Genomic DNA, 18,142 nt, shown 5'->3' on the forward strand with positions numbered 1-18,142 from the left:
GCCTGCCGGTTGATCCGGGTTTGTGTCTGCCTTGGTGGTCCGGCGGGCTGCGTTAACGCATTTCTGTCGCCGGAGTTACGCCAAGGATACCCAGACCGCTTGAAATAACAACGCCAACCGACCGCAACAGTGCAATTTTTGCCTGAGACGTTGCGGAATCGCCATCCTGCACAAACCGCAGCGACAGATCGTCATTGCCACGATTCCACAGCGAATGCAGGTCCGACGCGATGTCATACAGGAAAAATGCGACCCGGTGGGGTTCATGCGCGCGCGCGGCATGTTCGACCAAGCGTGGCCATTCTGCCACCTTGCGGGCCAGTTCCAATTCCGCCGGATGGCTGATCGCGGACAGATTCGCGGATGACAGCGCCGAATCGGTCACGTCGATTCCCGCATCGGTCGCGCGGCGCAGAACGGAATGAACGCGGGCTGATGCGTATTGCACATACCAGACCGGGTTGTCTTTGGACTGTTCCAACACCTTGGCGAAGTCGAAATCCAGTGCCGCGTCGTTTTTGCGCGTCAGCATGATGAACCGGGTCACGTCGGCGCCCGCTTCGTCCACCACGTCGCGCAGGGTCACGAAGGTGCCGGCGCGTTTGGACATCTTGAACGGTTCGCCATTCTTATACAGCTTAACAAGCTGGATCAGTTTAATGTCCAGCGGCACGCGGCCATCGGACAGCGCCTTGACCACGGCGGTCAGGCGTTTGACGTAACCGCCATGATCCGCGCCAAAGACGTTGATCAACTGATCAAAACCCCGTTCGACCTTATCCCAGTGATACGCAATATCCGGCGCGAAATAGGTCCACGCCCCGTCCGATTTCTGAATCGGGCGGTCCACATCATCGCCATGCGCGGTTGCGCGGAACAGCAATTGTTCGCGGGCTTCCCAATCTTCGGGCAGTTTGCCTTTGGGCGGTTCCAGCACGCCGCGATAGATCAGGCCCATGCTTTCCAGACGCCCGATGGCGGCTTCGATTTTGCCGGTGCCATACAGCGCCTTTTCGGATGAATACACATCCATCGTCACGCCTAACGCGGCCAGATCCTGCCGGATCATGTCCATCATCGCGGCGGTCGCACATTCGCGAATCTCGGCCAGCCAATCCGATTCGGGTTTGTCCAGCAGGCTGTCGCCGTATTTTTCCGCCAAAGCCTGCCCAACCGGGATCAGGTAATCGCCGGGATACAGACCTTCGCGGATTTCGGGTTCCAGACCGTTCGCCTCGCGATACCGTTCAAACGCGGACCGAGCCAGAACATCCACCTGCGCGCCGCCATCATTGATGTAATATTCGCGCGTCACATCATGGCCCGCGAAATCCAACAGCCGCGCCAAAGCATCGCCAAAGACCGCGCCGCGCACATGGCCCACATGCATCGGGCCGGTCGGGTTGGCGCTGACAAATTCCACATTCACGCGCTGACCCGCGCCCATATCGGACCGCCCGAAATCATCGCCCGCCTGAATGGCCGACCGGATCACGTCATGCCAGACGCCCGGCGACAGGCGGATGTTCAGGAACCCCGGTCCCGCGACCTCGGCCCCCGCAATCCGGGGATCGGTCAGGCGCGCGGCCAGTTTGTCGGCGATGTCGCGCGGCTTCATCCCGGCGGGTTTGGCCAGCACCATGGCGGCATTCGTGGCCATATCGCCATGCGCCGGATCGCGCGGAGGCTCGACCGCGACATTGGAAAAATCCAGACCGGCGGGCAATTCGCCCGCGGCGGTCATCTGGTCCAGTGCATCGACGACAACGCCGCGCAGATCGGTAAAAAGGTTCATATCGGGCATCCTGATCTATCCCTGCGGGTTAACGCCACAGCCCGCCCCGCGTCAACGCCCCGCGCCCGAAACCGCGCGTTTTTAAGGCCAAATCTTGACGCGGGGCGGGGTTTCGTCTAGGGGGTGCGGGGCCTGCATCCGGCGGGCAACAGGCGGGGCGTCCGGTATTGCGTCCCATCACCGCCGAAACAGGCTGGCACGCCTGCGGCCATGGAACGCGCCCGCGATGACAGCGGGCATATTTGGAAAGCTGAATGACCAAATTTTCGGACCTGAAACTGGACCCCAAAGTTCTGCAAGCCATCACCGAAGCTGGCTATGAATCCCCGACCCCCATTCAACAGGGCGCGATTCCGCCCGCATTGGATGGGCGCGACGTTCTGGGCATCGCCCAGACCGGGACCGGCAAAACCGCCAGTTTCACCCTGCCGATGATCACGCTGTTGGGGCGTGGGCGCGCCCGCGCGCGGATGCCTCGGTCTTTGGTTTTGTGTCCGACGCGCGAATTGGCCGCGCAGGTGGCTGAAAACTTTGACATTTACGCCAAGCATACGAAACTGACCAAGGCGCTGTTGATCGGCGGGGTCAGCTTTGGCGAACAGGACAAGCTGATTGATCGCGGCGTGGATGTGCTGATCGCGACGCCGGGCCGGTTGCTGGATCATTTTGAACGCGGCAAATTGCTGCTGACCGGCGTTCAGATCATGGTCGTGGACGAAGCCGACCGGATGCTGGATATGGGCTTTATCCCCGATATTGAGCGTATTTTCCAACTGACGCCGTTCACGCGCCAGACCCTGTTTTTCAGCGCGACCATGGCGCCGGAAATCGAACGCATCACCAACACCTTCCTGCACGCCCCCGAACGGATCGAAGTCGCGCGTCAGGCCACGACCAGCGAAACCATCACGCAGCGGCTGGTCGAACTGACCCCCACCCGCCGCGACCAAAGCGCGAAACAAAAACGCGAATTGCTGCGCGCCCTGATCGACGCCGAGGGCGAGGGCCTGACCAATGCCATCATCTTCTGCAACCGCAAAACCGATGTGGATATTGTTGCGAAATCGCTGTCGAAACACGGCTATGACGCGGCACCCATCCATGGCGATCTGGACCAGAGCCAGCGGATGCGCACGCTGGACGCCTTCCGCGACGGCGGGCTAAAATTGCTGATTGCCTCGGATGTGGCGGCGCGCGGTCTGGACATTCCGGCGGTCAGCCATGTGTTCAACTATGACCTGCCCAGCCATGCCGAAGATTACGTTCACCGCATCGGCCGCACGGGCCGCGCCGGTCGTCTGGGAACCGCGGTCAGTCTGGCCACCCCGGCGGATGAAAAATACCTGACGGCGATTGAACAGCTGGTCAAACAGACCCTGCCCCGCGCCGACGCACCCGAAGGTTTTGCGCTGTCATCAGCCGCGCAATCGGCACCCCGCGAACGCGATGACCGCAAAAACGGCCGCGACAATGGCCGGGGCGACCGCCGCCGCAAAGGTGACCGCCGCGACGATCGCGCCGACCGGGCCGAGGAAAAACCTGTTGAACGCCGCGACGAACCGCGTGCGGATCAGCGGAATGATCAGCGGAACGAACGCCGCGACGATCAGCGGAACGATCAGCGTGGCGACCGTCAAAACGACCGCCGCGACCGTCGCGGTCGTGACAATGGCCATCAGGTCACCGGCATGGGCGATCACGTCCCCGAATTTATGCTGGTCGATCTGCGCCCCAGCTTCGAGGCGATTCAACGCGCCGCCTCCCAGCCCGAGGTTGAGGACACCCCCGACACCGTTGAGGCTGCGCCGGAAAAAACCGACAAGCCGACGAAATCGCGCCGTTCGCGCAGCCGCCGCAAATCCGCGCCCGATGCTGCCGACACGCCCGAAACTCAGGTGACCGAAGCCCCCGCTGACACGGTCGAGACGGCTCCGGCTGTCGAAACGCCGGTCGAAACTACCACCGAAACCCCGGCTGAACCCGCAGCGGAACCCGCCGAGGCTGCGCCCGAAAAACCCAAACGCACCCGCCGGAAAAAGGCCGAACCGGCGGCGGAAACCGCTGACGGCGACGCGCCCGCGCCCGCACCCGCCGAACCGGCGGAAAAACCCAAACGCACCCGGCGCAAAAAAGCCGAACCGACGGCGGAAACCACCGAGGCCGAAACCCCGGCTGAACCCGCCGAAAAACCCAAACGGACGCGCCGTAAAAAGGCCGAAGCCCCGGCGGAAACCGCTGACGGCGAAACCCCCGCAGAACCGGCGGAAAAGCCCAAACGCACCCGCCGGAAAAAGGTCGAACCAGCAGCCGAAACCACCGACGCGGCCCCCGCTGACGGGGACGCCTCGGCCAGTTGATGCGCCCCCCGCGCCTGCCCCGCCGGGACCGCCCCGCCCTGCGGCAGCTTTGGCCCGATCTGGTGCTGGGCGCGGTCGCGGCACTGGGCCTTGCGCCCTTCGGGATCTGGACGGCAACGCCGGTCGCACTGGCCGCGCTGATCTGGCGGCTGGCCCGCGCACGCCCGGCGGCGGTGTTCTGGCACGCTATGGCGGCGGGCATGGGCTGGTTCGCCCTGTCGCTGTCATGGATTGTCGAACCGTTTCTGGTCGAACCTGACATTTACGGCTGGATGGCGCCCTTTGCCCTGATCCTGATGGCGCTTGGCGGAGGGTTATTCTGGGCCATCCCCGCATGGATCGCCGCGCGCCTCACCGCCCAATGGCGCGCGCAGGCCGTGGCGATTGCGGCGATGCTGGCGCTGTCGGATTGGCTGCGGGGCTGGATCTTTACCGGCTTTCCATGGGCGCAAATCGGGCAGGTTTGGGTGAACACGCCGGTTGCGCAAACCGCCGCCTTGACCGGCGCACTGGGCCTGTCGGCGCTGACGCTGACCGCCGCCGCGCTGCCCACGGCCCTGTGGCGGCCCCGCGCGGGTCTGGTGCCGGGCGCGGCCACGGGCGCAGCCACGGCCACCCTGCTGATCGCGGCCATCTGGGCGGGTGGTCTGGCCCGCCTCGCCGCGCCCCTGCCACCTGACACGACCACCCAGATTCGCATCGTGCAGCCCAATGCGACCCAAGCCCTGAAATGGGATCCCGAATGGGCGCGCGTGTTTTTTCAGCGCCTGCTGGACCTGTCGGCCACACCGGGCGACCGCGATCTGGTCATCTGGCCGGAAACGGCGGTCAATTTCCTGCTGGATCAAGCGGGTGATCTGCTGCCGATCATGTCACAGGCCGCCGATGCGCCGCTGATCCTTGGCATCCAGAGACGGCAGGGAACGCGGTTCTACAACAGCCTGGCCACAATCGCACCGGGCGGCCAGGTCACAGAAACCTATGACAAATTCCACCTTGTGCCGTTTGGGGAATACATCCCATGGGGCGATCAGATGGCGCGCATCGGCATCACCGCATTCGCCGCGCAACAAGGCAACGGCTACAGCCCCGGCCCCGGCCCGGCGATTATGCACGGCCACAGCGCCCCCGATTTTCAACCCCTGATCTGTTACGAAGCGATCTTTCCCCACCATCTGCGCGCCCTGCCCACCCGCCCCGGCTGGCTGTTACAGGCCACAAATGACGCGTGGTTCGGCCAGTTTTCGGGACCGTATCAGCATCTGGCACAGGCGCAGTTGCGCAGCATCGAAACCGGCTTACCGCTGATCCGCAGCGCCAATACCGGCGTCAGCGCGGTGATTGACGCGCGCGGCACGCTCCGCGCCACGCTGCCCCTGAACGAAAGCGGCATCATCGACGCCCCCCTGCCCGGCGCGCTGCCCGAAACGGTATGGACCCGCTGGGGCAACACGCCGCTGCTGATCCTGCTGGCGCTCACGCTCGCGGCCACAACCCGCCGCCGCTTTCATCTTGGCTAAAATATCCCGGGGGGAATCCGCGGCACGCGGATGGGGGGCTGGCCCCCCTGCCCCCTCACCAGAACAGCGCCACCCTCACACAACCGACACCAAACGCAAATCCCCATCCAACCCAATCACATCACGCAAAGCCGTGCCCGCCGCGACGCTCAGCCCCGGCAGCCCCATGGCCGCGCGCGGCGCATCCGTCGCCATGAAAATCGCGCGATCCAACGGCACGCCCGCATGGCGGTGCAGATTGGCAAGGCTGGTCACCATGTCGATATGCGCCCCCGCCAATGAACCGGCGGCGTTTACCAACCGCCCGTCGCGCACATAAATATCGGCACCATAGAGGTTAAAATGATCCGGCCCGCCCACCGTCGCCATGGCGTCCGACACGATGAAGGTCCGGTCGTCCCGAGGCCGCGCGGCCAAAGCAATCCGCAGCATGTCCCAATCCACATGGATGCCGTCCGCGATGATCCCGCACCACGCATCCGACAGGATCGCGGCGGCAATCACGCCGGGGTCGCGGGAACTCATTTGCGGCATGGCGTTGAACAAATGGGTGAACATGGTGACGCCGTTCGCCATCCCCTGCCGCGCCTGATCGGCCGTGGCCATGGTGTGACCGGCGGACACCACCACCCCCAGATCGGCCGCCGCGCGGATCAGGGCAAGATCGGTTTCTTCGGGCGCGAGGGTCAGCAAAACCGGCACATCTGCCGCGCGCAACCGGCGCAGCACCGCCATGGTGCGGTCGTCCAGCGGGCGGATGTAATCGGCGTTATGGGTGCCTTTGCGCACCGGGTTGATATGCGGGCCTTCGATATGGATGCCCAGAATACCGGCTTCGCCCATGCAGGCGATGATGGCATCGGCGGCGGATTCCATGATGTCGGGCGTGTCGGTGATCACGGTGGGCAGGATCGCCCCGGTTCCCAAACGCGCATGGGCGTCGCGGATCGCGCGGATGCCGTCGGGGGTGGGCGTGCTGTTCAGCATCACGCCCCCGCCGCCATTCACCTGTAGATCGGTGCAGGCGGGCATGATCAGGTGATGGTGCTGGTCGGCGGTATCACGACCCAACGGGCGCAGCGCGGTGATCGTCAGACCGTCGGTTTCAATCGCCATATCGGGACGCAGCGCGCCATCTGCGTAAATATAGTCAGCCGAAATCAGCATGTTACCCTCTGCCCTGTTATCCTGCGATCCACCCACGCGCGGGACCGCTGCACCACCGGCGCGCCTAACACATTGCCCGGCACATGCAACCGCCGCAAGCGACACCGCGCCGCAGCCCGTCAAAATCAGTCACTTTCTGAACAGCATGGGTTGATTTTCGCGGGCTTTGGGGCTTTGTGCGGGGAAATTACACATTCCCGTCACACAGGGACCGTATTGGAAAAGCGACGCAGGGCCACAGGCGGGCAACAGGATGGATGACGGCAGGCTGCCCTTTTTGACCGATGCGGTTCAGCATCCGCCGAACGAACGGATGCGGGCGATTTTTCTGTCCGACCTGCATCTGGGCGCCATGGGGTGCAAAGCGCGGCTGCTGCTGAGCTTTCTGGAACAGCACGACGCCGAAACCATTTATCTGGTGGGCGATATTATCGACACATGGCGGCCTTTGGGCAGCAACTGGCCCGACAGCCATCATGCGGTGCTGCAATTGCTGACGGCGCGGGCGCGTATGGGAGCGCGGGTGATCTTTATCCCCGGCAACCACGACGCCTTTTTCCGCCACCATATCGGGACCGAGCTGTTCGGCTTTGACATCCGCCGCGATGCGGCCCATCGTCTGCCGGATGGGCGGCGGCTGCTGGTCACGCATGGCGACAGCTGCGATATTTTTTCCGAACGCCTGTCGATGTTGTCCAAGGCGGGCAGCTGGCTGGAAAGCGGCATCCGCCGGCTGGGTCTGGGCATTAACCTGATCCGTCAGCGGGTCGGGCGCGACGGCTGGGACGGGCTGGAAACGGCCCTTGCGCGGTTCAACCGGATGATGCGGGCGCGGGATCGGTTCACCGTGCGCCTGACGGATAAGGCGCGCGGGCGCGGCTTTGACGGCATTGTCTGCGGGCATTTCCACCAACCGGCGCTGCATACCGATCACGGCGTTCTGTATGTGAATTGCGGCGATTGGGTCGAACATTGCACCGTCGTGATGGAAACGCCGCAGGGGGCGCTGCGGCTGATCCGCTGGGCCGACACGCCCGAGGCCACCACCGAGATGCGCTCGGAACTGGTTGCGGGATGATCCTGCTGGCCGGTGTTCTTTTGGCGGTGCATCTGGTCACGATTGCGATTGTTCTGTGGCGGATGTCGCGGCCTGTGCGCCGGGAAACCGATATGCCGCAGGTGACGCTGATTCGTCCGGTCTGCGGGCTGGATTATGGGATCGAACAGACGCTGGCATCGGGGTTTGCGCAGGACGCGCCGGGCTATCGCCTGATCCATTGCGTGCAGCGCGACGATGACCCGGCGCTGCCGCTGCTGCGGCGTTTGATGGCGGCGCATCCGGGCGTTGACGCGCATCTGACCGGGCCGGAACAGGTCATCACCGGCAATCCGAAGCTGAACAATCTGGCCAGCGGGTGGCCTTTGGTGGCGGGCGAATGGGTGGTCATGGCCGACAGCAACCTGTTGTTGCCACCGGATTATCTGCGCGTGGTGATGGCGCGGCGGGGGCGCGGCATGGTGTCATCGCCCGCCTGCGGCACCAACCCCGCAACGTTCTGGGCGCGGGTCGAAGCGGGGTTTCTGAACACCTATCAGGCCCGCTGGCAATTGGCGGGCGACAGTCTGGGCAATGGTTTCGCGCAGGGCAAAACGCTGGCCTATCCGCTGGACTGGCTGAACGCGCAGGGCGGGCTGCCCGCTTTGGGGCATGACCTGGCCGAGGATGTGGCATCCACCAAACTGACCCGCGCAGATGGCGGACGGGTGAGGCTGACGCCGCGCCCCTTTGCGCAACCTCTGGGACCGCGCAGCCGGGCGCAGGTTCTGGGGCGGCAAATCCGCTGGGCGCGGCTGCGGCGTGCAGGCTTTCCAATGATTTTCGCGTCCGAGGCTCTGACCACCCCCGCCCTGCCCCTGTTGCTGCTGGCCGGGGCGTGGCCCGCCGCAATCCCGGCATTTCTGGCGCTGTGGTATGGCGCGGAATGGTTGTTGGCGCGGCGCGCGGGCTGGCCTGCGGGCGCGGTTGATCTGGCGGCATGGGTGACGCGCGATGCGTTGCTGTGGCCCATTTGGGCCGCGGGCTGGCGTCAGGGCGGCGCGCTGACATGGCGCGGAAACGCCGTTACGGACGCAAAGGACGCATAATGGACCTGACCACGATCGAACGGATTATTCAGGATTGGGGCCTGCTGGTTCTGTTTCCGATCTCGATTCTGGAAGGTCCGATTGTCACGGTCGTGGCGTCGTGGTTCGCGCGGCAGGGGCTGATGAACATCATCGGCGTGTATATCGTCTGCGTCGTGGCCGATGTGGTCGGGGATGCGGGCTTTTACTGGCTGGGCCGTCACGGGCTGTCGCCCCGCTGGCAGAAACGGCTGGGCCTGACACCCGCCCGCCGCCGCGTGCTGAAAAACCAGTTCCGGCGCAACGGCGCGCGTATTCTGGTGCTGGGCAAACTGACCCATTCGGCGGGTCTGGCGGTGCTGGTCGCGGCGGGGGCTTCACGTTTTGGTTTTGGGCGGTTCATTTTGTGGAACACCATTGCCACCATGCCGAAAACGCTGTTCTTTGTCATTATCGGCTACAGCTTTGGCGGCGTGTCCGATCAGGTCGAAAGCTGGATCGCGCGCGGATCGTTGCTGATGCTGGCGCTGATTGTCGCGGGGGCGGGCCTGTGGGTCGCGCGCCGCAAATTACTGGGGGACCAAACGCCGTGACTGTGACCTGCATCATCCCCGCCTTTAACGAAGGGCCACGCATCGCCACCGTCGCCGGCATCGCCGCCCGCCATCCGGCCTTGGCCGAGGTGATCGTCGTCGATGACGGTTCCGCCGATGATACCGCGATACAAGCCGCCGCCGTGCCGGGGGTGCGCGTCATTCGTCAGGCGAAAAACGGCGGCAAAACGGCGGCGCTTGCGCGGGGTCTGGCCTGTGCGCGGGGCGATTTCGTGCTGTTGCTGGACGCCGACCTGATCGGCTTGCGCGCCGAGGATATTTCCGCGCTGATCGCGCCCGCTTTGTCGGGGCAGGCGGCGGTGACGATCAGCCTGCGCGGCAATGCGCCCGCGCTGTGGAAACGCATCGGGCTGGATTACATTTCCGGCGAACGGGTGGTGCCGCGCGCATTGTTGCTGCCCTATCTGGATGCGCTGCCCGGCCTGCCGCCTTTCGGGTTCGAGGTGTTTCTGAACCACCTGTTAACCGATGGCCGCCTGCCGCTGGCCGTGGTGCCATGGCCGGGCGTGTCCAGCCCGCTGAAGCGGCGCAAATACGGGTTCTGGCGGGGCCTGCGCGGCGATGTCGGGATGCTGGCGGATATGTTCCACGTCCATGGGCCGATCACCCTGATGCGGCAGATCAGTGCAATGCGGGCCTTGCGGGTGACGCTGCCGGACGCGGCAGGAACATCCTATAAATTGCTGGCACGACCACGCCCATCAACAGCGCCGCAAACACCACATCACTGACAAAATGCCCGCCAAAGGCGACGCGCAGCATCGACCCGGCCACGACATAGGTGGCCGCCACGCCCCCCGCGACCATCCGCCCCCGCGCCGTCAGTCGCGGCCAGATCAGCAACAGCACGATCAGTGCCATGGCGGCCAAGGCGCTGCCTTCGCCGCTGGCAAAGCTGCAATTGCGCAGGCATTGATCCGTGAGCGACAATGGCGGAGTGAACTGCGCCCATCCGCCGAAATCGGTGATCTGCACGGGACGCGCGCGGCCCCAGTGATCCTTGAGCAGCACATTGATCAACAGCCCCGGCCCGATGGCATAGGCCGCAATCGCGAACCCCATGGCACGGCAATCGCACCACCGTGCCACCCTCCGGCGGCGCGCAATCATAACAGCGATCAGCAGGATCAGCACCAGCACCATCACGCCGCTGGTGCTGGCGATGAAGAACTGCCTCCAGCCCTGCCCCACGATGCTGCGCGCCACGGGAAAGGCGTCGCTTCGTGATCCGAATTGCCCGCTGATGATCAGGTCCAGCCCGGGCCACAGCGTGAACAGGACCGCCGCCAGCAACAACCCCAGCAGGCTGGCGCGCATGATCCGCCCGCTCAGCCGGGCCATCATGCGCCCCGTTTCCGGGTCGCGCGGGATCAGAGGCAGCTTCACCGCACCCCCCGCGCGCAATCGGCGTCGGTCAGCCACGCGGACAAGGCGCGGCCTTGCCATACGCCGCGCCCGGTCAGCGGGATCGGCTGCGCCCCCGGACAGGGGGCCGCACCCGCCACCACCAGCACCGGCCCGGTCAGCGCGTCGGGGATGGCAAAGGTTTGTTCGTAATAATTCCGCGCCCGCCCTTGCGGCTGGGGCGCGTAAAACGCCACGCCCGCATCGCGGCCGGTATAGAACAGATCGGCCAGAATATCGCGGTGAACGGCCAGAACCGCCGCCCGCTGCGTCTGCGCCGCCGCGATGATCTGCTGGCTCAGATCCGCACGACCCAGATAGCGCACCAGCACCGGCTGCCCGTTCACCACCGGCCACGGCGCAACCGCGATCAGCACCGGCAGCAGAACCGAGGGGATCAGATTGACCGCAACCGCCACCCGCAACCACCGTGCGGACAGCGCCGTCACCACCAGCACCGTTCCCGCGAAATAGGCCGCAATCGCCCAATTGGCATAGGCTTTGTCCAACAGCGCCTGCGTCAGAACCGCGACCAGCGGCGGCAGGGTCAGCATCACCAACCCCACCTGCGCGCCGCGCGCCCGGATCATCGCCACCAGCAGCGCGGCCATGGTCACCGGCCCGAACACCGCAAACTGGCTGGCGGCAAATTCGGCCATAGATGACAGGTTCAGCCCCGCGCCATGCCGGACCCAGCCGATATTATCCGCCGTGTGTTCAAAGGTGGTCAGATCATGCGCCATGTTCCAGATCAGGTTCGGCGCAGCCACAGCGGCAAAGCCCAGCCCCATCAGCGCGGCATTGCGCCAGCCGGGCCGCCAAACCGGGCTGAACAGCGCGGCCAGTGCCAATCCGGGGATCAGATACATCGCTGCATATTTGCCCAAAAACGCGGCACCTCCGCACAGCCCGGCGATCAGGGCATCACGCGCGCGACCGCCTTGTGCGGCGCGCCAGCCAAACAGCAGCGCCCCGGCCCAGAACGGCGCCATGACGGTATCGGTCGAAATCAACGCCGAGCCGACCGCAACAAAGGGCAGCGTGACATACACCGCCGCCGTCCAGATCGCCGCGCGCGCCCCCGCTATCTGCGCCGCCAAACCCGCCAGAATCAGCGCGGTGATCCCATGCAGCACCGGCGCAGGCGCGCGCAGCCAGAACGCCGCATCCGACCCTGCCAGAGTCGTGACCGCCCCAATCAGCCACGCAATCGCGGGCGGTTTGGAATAATAGCCGAAATCGAACCGCTGGCCCCATAACCAATACTGCGATTCATCAACGAACACATCCGTGGGCGACAGCGCCAGCGACAGCAGACGCAGCGCCACGGCAACCGCGACGATGCCCGCCGCGACGGGCAACCAGCGGTCAGTCCCGCCGGGGCGCATGGATCAGCCACAGGTTGCGGGAATAGATCAGCACGCCCAAAGCCTGCCCCATGATGAACACCGGGTCGCGCCGATGAATGGCATATGCCAGCAGCATGATCCCGCCCAGCAGCGAAAAATACCAGAACGCCACCGGCATGATCGACGCGCGCGCCCGTTCCGACGCGATCCATTGCACCAGAAAACGCGCGGTAAACATCAACTGCGCGGCAAAGCCGAACACCACCCACCACAATTCGGCGCGGGACTGAACGGCAAAGAAATTCATCAGCCAATCCATCGGCTTAGCCCTTTACTTCGGTCGGTTGCGCCTTTTTGCGGCGGCGCAACAGCCACGCCACGCCCGCCAGATCAGCAATGCTGACCAGCCCGCGTTGCAGGTTGGAATAATGGGACCGGCCGCCGCCTCGGGCGCGGTGCGTCACGTCGATATGCGCAATGTCCCAGCCGTCGCGTTTGAACAGCGCGGGCAAATAACGGTGCATATGGTCGAAATAGGGCAGGTTCAGAAACCCGTCGCGGCGAAACGCCTTGAGCCCGCAACCGGTGTCGCGCGTGCCGTCGCGCAGGATGCGCGCGCGCAAGCCGTTGGCGAATTTCGACGCCCAGCGTTTGGATGCCGTATCCTGACGGCCCACGCGCTGCCCTGCGACCAGCCCCAGCCGCCCGGTCGTGTCGTTCAGCAGCGGAGCCAGCAGGTTCGGCAATTCATGCGGCGGGTTCTGACCGTCTCCGTCCAGCGTGGCGATCAGGGGCGCGACGGATGCGCGCACGCCCGAATGAACCGCCGCCGATTGCCCGCCCGAACGGTCATGCCGCAGCACCCGCAATTGCGGCATCTGCGGGCGCAGGCTGGCCAAAACGCCCGCCATCCCGTCATCGGATGCGTCATCGACAACAATAATTTCATACGCGCCCAACGGGTCGCAGGCGGACGCGATGCCGGTCAGCAATTCGGTAATATTCTCGGCTTCGTTCTTGGCGGGAATGACGATGGAAAAGGCAGTCATGCGGGATCCTTATGTCGGATGCGGGCGACCCCGCGACGGGTGGCGTGGCTGAGTGCCGCGTATATCCGGGCGGCGGTCGGGGGCAATCGTTTTCGGCGCAGAGGGGCAAACGAGGCGCGCGACTGTGGCCGGCGAAACCCGATCCCACGCGCGGACATGCGGCGATAGATCAGCACCGCGCCGAACGCCCCCAGCATCGCGCCCGCGAACACATCCGACAGCCAATGCACGCCAATCAGCATCCGGCTGGCCGCGCCCCAGGCGCCCAGACACAGAAACGCCACCCGGTAACGCGGCCATAACAGCGACAGCGCAACCGCCAGTGCCAGTGCCGTGGTGGAATGGCCCGATGGAAAGCTGGCCCAGCGGGCATTGAACGCCCCCAGATCAAAGGCCATGACCTGCGCAGGCTCTAACGTATAGGGCCGCGCCCGCCCGATGGTGTTTTTGATCAGCGACGCCGTCACCCCCGTCACCGCCACCACCGTAAACACAAACAGCGCCTGTGATTTCGCAAATCGCAGCACCGCCCGGTCGCGCCAGCCCGCGAACCGTGACGCGCCCCAGAACAGCGCAATCAGGATCAGACTGCCCAAAAGTGACCAGAAACTGTCCCCGATTTCCGTGACCAGACGCAGGGCGGACAGGGTGCTTGCGTCCATTCCTCGGGCCAGTTGGTTGACGGGCGCATCCAGCAACACCGCCATGGCCAACAGGGCGGACGCGATCAGAACGCCCCGCTGCGCGACCGGCTGCGCGCGCCACCAGCTCCACAAACACGCCCGTTTGCGCGGTTTTTCGGGGGACATCAGGGTCATGGCGCACCTGCGGGTTGGTAAAGGCGTATCGCGACCCGCCGCCCTGCGCCCAGTGAAAAGGCGTCAAAGGTTGCGATCTGGGTCAGCCCCTGCGGGATATCAACGATAACACGCTGATTATCAAGTGCAATCACCGCGCAGGGGTCGGCCAGCACATCATCCGGCAGCGCCTGTTCCCCGGACAACAGGCGCGTATCCCGTCCCGCACGCACGACCAGCGACGGTTCGTTATAGCCCCAGCCCGTCAGATGCGGCGCGGCACATCCTCGGGCAAGGGCCGCAGGGATGGCGTGCGTCATGATCTGTTCGGTCGGCCAGATCGCCGGGATGCGCGCCAGCGTGGTGAACGCTGCGCCATGCAGCACCGCCCCCGCAAGTGCCGCCATCAGCGCCGCCGACCACCGAAAATCCGTGCGCATGGCGATCAGCGCCGCAGCCCCCGCCACGGCGGCCAGCACCGCGCCCAGCAGCATCGGCCACAGCGCGGCAATGGGCGTGCCAAGGTCGCGCGCGAACACCCACACCGCCACGTGCAGCAGCAGCGCCACGATCAGCGTCCCCCCCGACCCGAGGCGCAGGCCCAGCCCCGGCGCGCGGTCGCGCCCCAGCCACAGCCACGCCGCCAGCACGGCAAGCGCGGGATAGGTCGGCATCGTGTAATGCACCAGCTTCGTGGGGACCAATTCAAACATGACCCAGGTCGGCACGATCCACGCGATCAGAAACATGACCGCCGGATGCGCCCTCTTCCGCCACAGCCCCGCCATGGCAGGCACCACAATCAGCGTGGCCGGAAACAGCGTCAGCCACATCATCCCCAGATAGGTGCCGGGGGGCGCGCCTTTGCCTTCGACGCCCGACGCGGCTTTCGCCAGCATGTCGTCGCCCAGCGAGGCGCGCCAGAAATCGCCGCCGCTGATGATGCTGATGGCGGTCAGCCATGGCAGAAACACCGCCAGACCGGCCAGCAGGCTGGGCCAATGCGCCAGAGGGGCCAGCCAATCCACGCGCCGCCGCCACAGGCTGACCACACCCGCCGTCATGCCGATGACCAGTGGCGCAATCGGCCCTTTGACCAGCACCGCCGCGCCGACGCTCAGCCAGAACGCCCATGCCCAGCTGCGCCCCTTAGCCGCCGGGGCCAGCCCGGTTGCGCCCGCATGGAGCCGCGCCAGCACCCCCTGCCCCGCCACGATCAGCGCCAGCAACAGCGCGTCGGTTTTGGCGATGCGCGCCTCGGCCCCCAGAACCAGCGTGGCGGCCAGCAGCAACCCGCCCATCAGCGCAGGCCCCGCGCCGACCAGAGGCGCCGTCAGCGCGGCGGTCAGAACCACGGCCAAAACCGCCCCGATCAGCGACGGCAGACGCCACACCGCCAGCGGCGCATCCGCCCCCTGCCCGGACACCACAGCCGCCAGCGATTGCGCCCAGTAAATGCCGATGGGCTTTTTATGGCGGGGTTCGTCCTGAAACCGAATGTCGATCAGATCACCCGTCGTGACCATCTGACGGCTGGACTGAACAAAGCGCGATTCGTCCCGATCCATTGCCGGTAACGTGCTGTATGCAGGCAGAAAAACCAGAACCGCCACCACGGCCAGAACCGCCAGACGCGGCACCGCAGCTAAGCCCGCCCAGACGCGCGCCAGATCGTCCAGCCAAGACAGGGCGCGTGAAATGCGGGGCGAATTATCCAAAGCATAAGTCCAAATCAGTTCTCCGCCGGATTATCAAAGTTTTACGACACTTCAATGAACAAGATTGCGAATAAATCGGCCCTGTGGCAGGTGAGCATTGTGTTTACGTCAGGGGGGCTGATGCGTCGGGTCTTTATCACCGGAACGGCTGGGTTCATCGGCTTTCACCTTGCGCGTCAGTTGCTGGACGCTGGCTGGCGGGTGTATGGTTTCGACGGGATGACGGATTATTACGACGTCGCGTTGAAGCACAGCCGCCAGAATATCCTGCTGGCGCATCCGAATTTCAGCACCACCACAGCGCAGCTTGAAGATGCCCATGCCGTCGCCCGCGCCTTGACCGACGCCGCCCCCGAAGCGGTCGTGCATCTGGCCGCACAGGCGGGCGTGCGTTATTCGCTGGAAGCGCCGCGATCCTATATCGACAGCAACGTCACCGGCACCCTGAACGTGATCGAGGCCGCGCAGCGCGCCGGGGTTGCGCATCTGCTGATGGCGTCCAGCAGTTCCGTTTACGGCGGCAACACCCGCCTGCCGTTTCGCGAAACCGATCAAACGCAATTGCCGCTGTCGATCTATGCCGCGACCAAAGCCGCGACCGAGGATCTGGGCCACGCCTATGCCCATCTGTATAATCTGCCGGTGACCTGTTTCCGGTTCTTTACCGTTTACGGCAGCTGGTCGCGCCCCGATCTGGCGCCGTTCAAATTCGCCCGCGCGATCCTGTCGGGCCAGCCGATCGACGTGTATAACCACGGCGATATGTATCGCGACTTTACCTTTGTCGGCGATCTGGTGCGGGCGGTTGAATTGCTGATCGACTGCCCCCCGCCTGCCCCCGGCGCGGCGCGGATCGACGGGGATTCCCTGTCGCCCGTTGCCCCGTGGCGCGCCATCAATATCGGCAATTCCAACAAAGTGCGCCTGACCGATTTCATCGACGCCTTGGAAACCGCTTTGGCTGTGCCAGCCACGCGCAATCTGATGCCGATGCAGCCCGGCGATGTGCCGGCAACCTGGGCCGATGCCGAATTGCTGCACGCGCTGACCGGCTATCGCCCCGACACCAAATTGCGCGACGGGATCATCAGCTTTGTTGACTGGTTCCGCGACTATCACCACATCCCCGCCTGAACCAAACCGAAAGGAACCGCCATGCAGCGCGTAACATTGGGCCGCAGCGATATTGAGGTCAGCCAGATTTGCCTTGGCACCATGACCTTTGGCAATCAGACCGACCCGGCGGATGCATTCGCGCAGATGGATGCGGCACTGGATTGCGGGATGACGTTTTTCGACACCGCCGAAATGTATCCCGTGAACCCCGTGCGGCGCGATACCATCGGCCGGACCGAAGAGATCATCGGCCGCTGGCTGGCGCAGACCGGCAACCGTGACCGCGTGGAAATCGCCACCAAAGTCACCGGTCCCAGCGGCATGGTCCGCGACAACGCGCCCTTTGACGGGGCGGTGATCCGCGACACCATCGACGCATCGCTGCGCCGCCTGCAAACCGACCGGATCGACCTGTATCAACTGCACTGGCCGGTGCGGGGGTCGTATGGCTTTCGCCAGAATTGGGACTATGACCCCAGCGGCCAGAACCGCCAGCAAACGCTGGACCATATGGCCGATGTGCTGGGCGCGCTGTCAGAGGCCGTGGCGGCGGGCAAGCTGCGCGGCGTGGGGTTGTCAAACGAAAGCGCATGGGGTCTGACCCGCTGGTGTGACATGGCCGAACAGACCGGCGGCCCGCGTATGGCGGCGATTCAAAACGAATATTCGCTGCTCTATCGCCTGTATGACACCGATCTGGCCGAGGTGGCGGTGAACGAAGACGTCACGCTGTTGGCCTACAGCCCCTTGGCCGCCGGGTTGCTGACCGGGAAATACACCGGCAAGGCCATCCCCGAGGGCAGCCGCGCCGCTGTGGATCGCGCCACGGGCGGCCCCGGCAATCTGGGCGGGCGGCGCACGCCGCGCGGGATCAAGGCCGCCGATGCCTATGCCCGGTTGGCGGCGGATCACGGCGTGGACGTGGTGCATATGGCGATTGCGTGGCAATTGACGCGGCCCTTCAAAAACGTGCCAATCATCGGAGTCACCTCGCTGGCGCAGCTGCGGCACATGATCGACGGGTTCGGCAAACCGCTGCCCGATGACCTGATCCGCGCGATCAACAAACTGCACCGGCTGCACCCCTTGCCCTATTGATCTGCGCCCCTATCTTGGGGGGTAACACAGATAA

The 18,142-nt window shown here is 64.9% G+C and carries 16 protein-coding genes; 8 read left to right on the forward strand and 8 right to left on the reverse strand.

The genetic code is table 11. The features are described from left to right. Positions 1–52: 52 nt before the first annotated feature. The gene (argS, locus tag Q4G20_RS03540; RefSeq protein ID WP_303341979.1) at positions 53–1,795 is read right to left on the reverse strand and encodes an arginine--tRNA ligase; all 1,743 of its coding nucleotides are present in this window, start codon (positions 1,793–1,795) and stop codon (positions 53–55) included. 254 nt (positions 1,796–2,049) lie between these two features. Here argS and Q4G20_RS03545 point away from each other — a divergent pair, with 254 nt between their 5' ends. Then, the gene (locus Q4G20_RS03545; protein ID WP_303341980.1) at positions 2,050–4,152 is read left to right on the forward strand and encodes a DEAD/DEAH box helicase; all 2,103 of its coding nucleotides are present in this window, start codon (positions 2,050–2,052) and stop codon (positions 4,150–4,152) included. Then, entirely contained in the window at positions 4,152–5,672 is a 1,521-nt protein-coding gene (lnt, locus tag Q4G20_RS03550) for an apolipoprotein N-acyltransferase (RefSeq protein WP_303341981.1), read from the forward strand. The genes Q4G20_RS03545 and lnt overlap by 1 nt, the downstream gene beginning before the upstream one ends. A 75-nt stretch (positions 5,673–5,747) precedes the next feature. On the opposite strand, the gene Q4G20_RS03555 is transcribed toward lnt, so the two are convergent. Beyond that, on the reverse strand, positions 5,748–6,839 hold the full coding sequence (locus tag Q4G20_RS03555) for an N-acetylglucosamine-6-phosphate deacetylase (protein WP_303341982.1): 1,092 nt from the start codon (positions 6,837–6,839) through the stop codon (positions 5,748–5,750). A gap of 253 nt (positions 6,840–7,092) precedes the next feature. Between Q4G20_RS03555 and Q4G20_RS03560 the strand changes: the two genes are divergently transcribed. The 4 genes from Q4G20_RS03560 to Q4G20_RS03575 are packed head-to-tail and all read left to right on the forward strand — an operon-like array spanning position 7,093 to position 10,308. Continuing rightward, on the forward strand, positions 7,093–7,917 hold the full coding sequence (locus Q4G20_RS03560; protein WP_303341983.1) for a UDP-2,3-diacylglucosamine diphosphatase: 825 nt from the start codon (positions 7,093–7,095) through the stop codon (positions 7,915–7,917). After that, the gene (locus Q4G20_RS03565) at positions 7,914–8,984 is read left to right on the forward strand and encodes a glycosyltransferase (protein ID WP_303341984.1); all 1,071 of its coding nucleotides are present in this window, start codon (positions 7,914–7,916) and stop codon (positions 8,982–8,984) included. Before Q4G20_RS03560 ends, Q4G20_RS03565 begins: the two co-directional genes overlap by 4 nt. Beyond that, a complete protein-coding gene (locus Q4G20_RS03570; protein WP_303341985.1) occupies positions 8,984–9,556 on the forward strand; it encodes a DedA family protein in 573 nt (190 codons plus the stop codon). The genes Q4G20_RS03565 and Q4G20_RS03570 overlap by 1 nt, the downstream gene beginning before the upstream one ends. Then, entirely contained in the window at positions 9,553–10,308 is a 756-nt protein-coding gene (locus Q4G20_RS03575; protein ID WP_303341986.1) for a glycosyltransferase family 2 protein, read from the forward strand. Before Q4G20_RS03570 ends, Q4G20_RS03575 begins: the two co-directional genes overlap by 4 nt. Here Q4G20_RS03575 and Q4G20_RS03580 read toward each other — a convergent pair. The 6 genes from Q4G20_RS03580 to Q4G20_RS03605 are packed head-to-tail and all read right to left on the reverse strand — an operon-like array spanning position 10,199 to position 15,894. Beyond that, positions 10,199–10,963: a phosphatase PAP2 family protein gene (locus Q4G20_RS03580; protein WP_303341987.1), complete on the reverse strand. Its 765-nt coding sequence runs from the start codon at positions 10,961–10,963 to the stop codon at positions 10,199–10,201. The two genes, Q4G20_RS03575 and Q4G20_RS03580, sit on opposite strands and share 110 nt — an antisense overlap. Then, positions 10,960–12,369 (reverse strand): glycosyltransferase family 39 protein, encoded by a 1,410-nt coding sequence (locus tag Q4G20_RS03585; protein WP_303341988.1) that lies wholly within the window; start codon positions 12,367–12,369, stop codon positions 10,960–10,962. Before Q4G20_RS03585 ends, Q4G20_RS03580 begins: the two co-directional genes overlap by 4 nt. Continuing rightward, on the reverse strand, positions 12,350–12,649 hold the full coding sequence (locus tag Q4G20_RS03590) for a lipid-A-disaccharide synthase N-terminal domain-containing protein (RefSeq protein WP_303341989.1): 300 nt from the start codon (positions 12,647–12,649) through the stop codon (positions 12,350–12,352). The genes Q4G20_RS03585 and Q4G20_RS03590 overlap by 20 nt, the downstream gene beginning before the upstream one ends. Before the next feature lie 4 nt (positions 12,650–12,653). Continuing rightward, a complete protein-coding gene (locus Q4G20_RS03595) occupies positions 12,654–13,379 on the reverse strand; it encodes a glycosyltransferase family 2 protein (RefSeq protein ID WP_303341990.1) in 726 nt (241 codons plus the stop codon). Beyond that, a complete protein-coding gene (locus Q4G20_RS03600) occupies positions 13,376–14,197 on the reverse strand; it encodes a phosphatase PAP2 family protein (protein WP_303341991.1) in 822 nt (273 codons plus the stop codon). The genes Q4G20_RS03595 and Q4G20_RS03600 overlap by 4 nt, the downstream gene beginning before the upstream one ends. Then, positions 14,194–15,894: a glycosyltransferase family 39 protein gene (locus Q4G20_RS03605; RefSeq protein WP_303341992.1), complete on the reverse strand. Its 1,701-nt coding sequence runs from the start codon at positions 15,892–15,894 to the stop codon at positions 14,194–14,196. Before Q4G20_RS03605 ends, Q4G20_RS03600 begins: the two co-directional genes overlap by 4 nt. Before the next feature lie 120 nt (positions 15,895–16,014). Between Q4G20_RS03605 and Q4G20_RS03610 the strand changes: the two genes are divergently transcribed. Beyond that, the gene (locus tag Q4G20_RS03610) at positions 16,015–17,028 is read left to right on the forward strand and encodes a GDP-mannose 4,6-dehydratase (RefSeq protein ID WP_303341993.1); all 1,014 of its coding nucleotides are present in this window, start codon (positions 16,015–16,017) and stop codon (positions 17,026–17,028) included. 21 nt (positions 17,029–17,049) lie between these two features. Next, positions 17,050–18,108, forward strand: coding sequence for an aldo/keto reductase (locus Q4G20_RS03615; RefSeq protein ID WP_303341994.1), 1,059 nt, complete (start codon positions 17,050–17,052; stop codon positions 18,106–18,108). The last annotated feature ends 34 nt before the right edge of the window (positions 18,109–18,142 follow it).

It is taken from the genome of Paracoccus sp. (in: a-proteobacteria) (assembly GCF_030538495.1).
GTDB lineage: Bacteria > Pseudomonadota > Alphaproteobacteria > Rhodobacterales > Rhodobacteraceae > Paracoccus.

Excerpts from the sequence above, each read along its gene's own strand:
- argS (WP_303341979.1), bottom strand. The coding sequence starts at position 1,795 with ATGAACCTTTTTACCGATCTGCGCGGCGTTGTCGTCGATGCACTGGAC.
- Q4G20_RS03545 (WP_303341980.1), top strand. The coding sequence starts at position 2,050 with ATGACCAAATTTTCGGACCTGAAACTGGACCCCAAAGTTCTGCAAGCC.
- lnt (WP_303341981.1), top strand. The coding sequence starts at position 4,152 with ATGCGCCCCCCGCGCCTGCCCCGCCGGGACCGCCCCGCCCTGCGGCAG.
- Q4G20_RS03555 (WP_303341982.1), bottom strand. The coding sequence starts at position 6,839 with ATGCTGATTTCGGCTGACTATATTTACGCAGATGGCGCGCTGCGTCCC.
- Q4G20_RS03560 (WP_303341983.1), top strand. The coding sequence starts at position 7,093 with ATGGATGACGGCAGGCTGCCCTTTTTGACCGATGCGGTTCAGCATCCG.
- Q4G20_RS03565 (WP_303341984.1), top strand. The coding sequence starts at position 7,914 with ATGATCCTGCTGGCCGGTGTTCTTTTGGCGGTGCATCTGGTCACGATT.
- Q4G20_RS03570 (WP_303341985.1), top strand. The coding sequence starts at position 8,984 with ATGGACCTGACCACGATCGAACGGATTATTCAGGATTGGGGCCTGCTG.
- Q4G20_RS03585 (WP_303341988.1), bottom strand. The coding sequence starts at position 12,369 with ATGCGCCCCGGCGGGACTGACCGCTGGTTGCCCGTCGCGGCGGGCATC.
- Q4G20_RS03590 (WP_303341989.1), bottom strand. The coding sequence starts at position 12,649 with ATGGATTGGCTGATGAATTTCTTTGCCGTTCAGTCCCGCGCCGAATTG.
- Q4G20_RS03595 (WP_303341990.1), bottom strand. The coding sequence starts at position 13,379 with ATGACTGCCTTTTCCATCGTCATTCCCGCCAAGAACGAAGCCGAGAAT.
- Q4G20_RS03600 (WP_303341991.1), bottom strand. The coding sequence starts at position 14,197 with ATGACCCTGATGTCCCCCGAAAAACCGCGCAAACGGGCGTGTTTGTGG.
- Q4G20_RS03610 (WP_303341993.1), top strand. The coding sequence starts at position 16,015 with ATGCGTCGGGTCTTTATCACCGGAACGGCTGGGTTCATCGGCTTTCAC.
- Q4G20_RS03615 (WP_303341994.1), top strand. The coding sequence starts at position 17,050 with ATGCAGCGCGTAACATTGGGCCGCAGCGATATTGAGGTCAGCCAGATT.